This is a genomic window from Nitrospirota bacterium (genome assembly GCA_030645475.1).
Taxonomy (GTDB): domain Bacteria; phylum Nitrospirota; class Nitrospiria; order Nitrospirales; family Nitrospiraceae; genus Palsa-1315.
Genome location: JAUSMA010000070.1, coordinates 1 through 3,047, shown reverse-complemented (window position 1 = coordinate 3,047; position 3,047 = coordinate 1). Strand labels below are relative to the sequence as shown.

Sequence of the window (3,047 nt, the reverse complement as noted above, 5' to 3'; positions counted from 1 at the left end):
GCGGGCGATGTCGATCCGCGAGTCATGGAGGAAGGCACATTGAAAGCGATGAATATCGGCCCCAAACGGCGTCCTATGGCTTGGGTAAAGGACATGGTCACGGCGCCCCTAGGGTCCAGATGCCATCCCGCTCAACATACCTCGTCACTCTGTGTTCTTCTTTGTCCTCCTTCTTCAAATCTCGCTCTGTAAAGCGGAATAACAGTGCGGGCCCAGAAATGCACCGTGTGTCGTGAATATCTCCGGGTAGATACACCTGAACCTGTCCGGGGCGTACCAGCGTGGAATCCCTTTTCACGAGTTTCACGCTACCATCCGATTCCTCGATCCGAGCATAGGTTCCCATCTCGACTTCGCCTTTCTGGATCGCATAGATGACCCACCCTCTGCCGTGGTCATGGGGTGGCCTGTAGAGCCCCGCATGTTCCGTGTGGGCTAACAGCACGAACCCTTGTGTCGGATCCCGGTACATTTCGTTGTAGGCCGAAGCTTCCCGGTGCAGTGCCGCCAACCATTCCTCCTGGGATGGCGTTTTGACGAGTTCCTCCAACTGCTGGCGACAACCTGCGACCACTTCGGAGGTAAGAGGTCCCCAAATCTGCCTAACCCCCTCAATAAACTTTTCCAGCGAATTCTTAGCCATGTGTTTCCTTTCAGTTCGGCGTGGATGGACCCGGTTCAATCGATAGTCGAAGTATAAGTAACGTACACACATGGCGTAAGACGCACTGATTGCATAGTGTCATTGCGTTTGACGCCATATCTCGACATAATCGATGCATGTCGCGACCCGATTTCAATTTGCTTGTCACTCTTGATGTGTTGCTCGCGGAAGGCAACGTGACGCGTGCCGCCCAACGGTTGCGGCTTAGCCCGTCGGCGATGAGCCGGGCGCTGGCGCGATTGCGTGAGACGACGGGCGATCCGCTGCTGGTCAGGGCCGGACGGGGTCTCGTTCCCACACCTCGGGCGCTCGAACTCCGAGAGCGAGTCAGTCAGCTCGTGCAGGACGGAGAAGCGGTTCTACGACCTGCCGAGAAGCTCAACCTCAAGCAGATAGTCCGAACGTTCACATTGCGGACCAGCGAAGGCTTTGTGGAGAACTTCGGACCGGACCTCATCGCTCGCGTCGGCGAGGAAGCTCCCGGCGTGCGGCTGCGCTTCGTGCAGAAGCCAAGCAAAGATAGCACGCCGCTTCGCGACGGGGCCGTCGATCTGGAAACAGGTGTTGTGGAGAAGACCACGGCTCTGGAACTGCGTGTACAGGCATTGTTCCGAGACCGTTACATTGGCGTCGTGCGAAAGGGGCACCTGCTGAGCAAGGGAAAGATCACGCCCTCCCGTTATGCCGCCGGCAGACACATCTGCGTCTCGCGGGAGGGTCTCGACAGGGGACCGATTGATGAAGCCTTGAAGCCGTTTAGGCTGGAGCGGGAAATCGTTACAATCGTCGGTGGCTTTTCCACCGCGCTGGGCCTGGCTCGAGCCTCCGACCTGATCGCCAGTGTGCCCGAACGCCACACCGGCAACCTGCGCGCCGGAATGCATAGCTTCCCCCTTCCGGTCTCCGTCCCGGAGTTCACGGTTTCATTGCTCTGGCACCCGCGGCTGGATGCTGATCAAGCGCATCGCTGGTTGCGCGGCCACGTTCGGAATATCTGTGCGGCGATCCGCTGAAGGACTGAGTCGCCCCAAATTTTCCAGCAGAACTCAGCCCTAAAGGTGGGTGTTTGACCGCCTGGAGCATCTGAACAGACTTTGTGCCCCTGAAGACAACAATGTCTGCTTTGGCAGAGGGGTGGTCAATCGCAGCGAGTCTTTGAACTTCCGCACTTGGCCGATGGCAGTCCTCGACCCTTAGCCGAAGTCCACGACCGAAGGCTATCAGGTGTTCCAATCGAATGACGGCGTCATCGGGATCTCACGGGGTGTAAAAGAAAGAACAACAATCGCCGCAGCTTCTTTATGAAGGGCGGCAGACAGCTTAGACAGATCTTGAAAGTCGGCGATGTGGTTATCCGCAGAAAGGCCTGTCCTGGTAGCAGTGTGGTAGCAGATGCAGATGATGAAAGCAGAAAATGATGGCTCGTCGCTTCCTCCAATGACAAGATGGGTTGCTCGATCGTGACCGTGCCGTCTTCGGTGATGAGTTGATCCAGGTTGTATGGATGAGCTGGGACGGTCGGGGCGCTATGAAGAGTGGATGCACCCGAAAGACAATGAGACACCAGATTAATCAAACAGCGGATGAAGGCTCGTATGACGAAGATTCTTGTCATAGACGATGATGTCCGCGACCGAGGCCTCCTAGCTGCCGTCCTCGAGGAAAGAGGATATGAAGTTATTTTGGCAGATAATGGTGGGGCAGGGTTGACGTTATGTCACCGGCGAACTCCTGATGCTGTCGTGTTGGACCTCAACATGCCTGGAATAGACGGTCGGAGCTTACTGCAGCAATTGCGGATACTGCACCCCACCCTACCGGTCGTAGTTTTTAGTGGACACAGCACTGAAGAGGTTGAGCAAGAGATGCTGAGCCAGGGCGCCACGGCCTTTATTCAGAAGGCATTTTCGCTCGATCAACTTGGGTTGGCATTGCAGGAGGTCCTACCCTCTCCCCACTCAAGCTGATAGCTGATTCGCATACAAGACGACTCAGACCCACTCCAGCCAAGCGTAGCGCGAAGCGAGCACCATCTCGAATGAACGGCCGTTTTCCGGCGTGGAGATGGCCTTAGCGACTGTCGCAACCTGGCCGATAGCGGTCATCGCGCGAGGAAAGCTACCCAGCGAGTGCTACATAACTAATAAGTCTTTCGCAAGCGGCCCAACTATCCGAACAGATCCATCTGGGTTGGCTGCGGCGGTTCGATGTCTAGCGTGGGTGCAGCAATGGGTGTCGCTGTGGTGGGTTCGGCTGGTTTGGTATTTCGGTCCAGAAACTCTCTAAGTTTTTTGAAGTCTTCGCGAAGCGGTTCGAACATGCTGCCTTGGTGCAGGGCTGCGGCTGGATGCAGGAGGGGGAAGAGCACAAAGTCTTTCATGTA

Annotated in this window: 4 protein-coding genes; 2 read left to right on the top strand and 2 right to left on the bottom strand. The window is 56.4% G+C overall.

The genetic code is table 11. The annotated features are described in order from the left end of the window. Window positions 1-97: 97 nt before the first annotated feature. Complete coding sequence (locus Q7U76_17770; GenBank protein MDO8358228.1) at window positions 98-643, bottom strand: hypothetical protein; 546 nt, start codon at window positions 641-643, stop codon at window positions 98-100. A 137-nt stretch (window positions 644-780) separates the two neighbouring features. On the opposite strand from Q7U76_17770, the gene Q7U76_17765 reads away from it, so the two are divergent. Continuing rightward, the gene (locus Q7U76_17765) at window positions 781-1,677 is read left to right on the top strand and encodes a LysR family transcriptional regulator (GenBank protein ID MDO8358227.1); all 897 of its coding nucleotides are present in this window, start codon (window positions 781-783) and stop codon (window positions 1,675-1,677) included. A 582-nt stretch (window positions 1,678-2,259) separates the two neighbouring features. Beyond that, entirely contained in the window at window positions 2,260-2,631 is a 372-nt protein-coding gene (locus tag Q7U76_17760; protein ID MDO8358226.1) for a response regulator, read from the top strand. 200 nt (window positions 2,632-2,831) lie between these two features. Here Q7U76_17760 and Q7U76_17755 read toward each other — a convergent pair. Further along, a partial coding sequence (locus Q7U76_17755; GenBank protein ID MDO8358225.1) for a uracil-DNA glycosylase occupies window positions 2,832-3,047 on the bottom strand: 216 nt, incomplete at its 5' end.

Coding starts and splice junctions, on each gene's coding strand:
- Q7U76_17770 (MDO8358228.1), bottom strand. CDS start 643: ATGGCTAAGAATTCGCTGGAAAAGTTTATTGAGGGGGTTAGGCAGATT.
- Q7U76_17760 (MDO8358226.1), top strand. CDS start 2,260: ATGACGAAGATTCTTGTCATAGACGATGATGTCCGCGACCGAGGCCTC.
- Q7U76_17765 (MDO8358227.1), top strand. CDS start 781: ATGTCGCGACCCGATTTCAATTTGCTTGTCACTCTTGATGTGTTGCTC.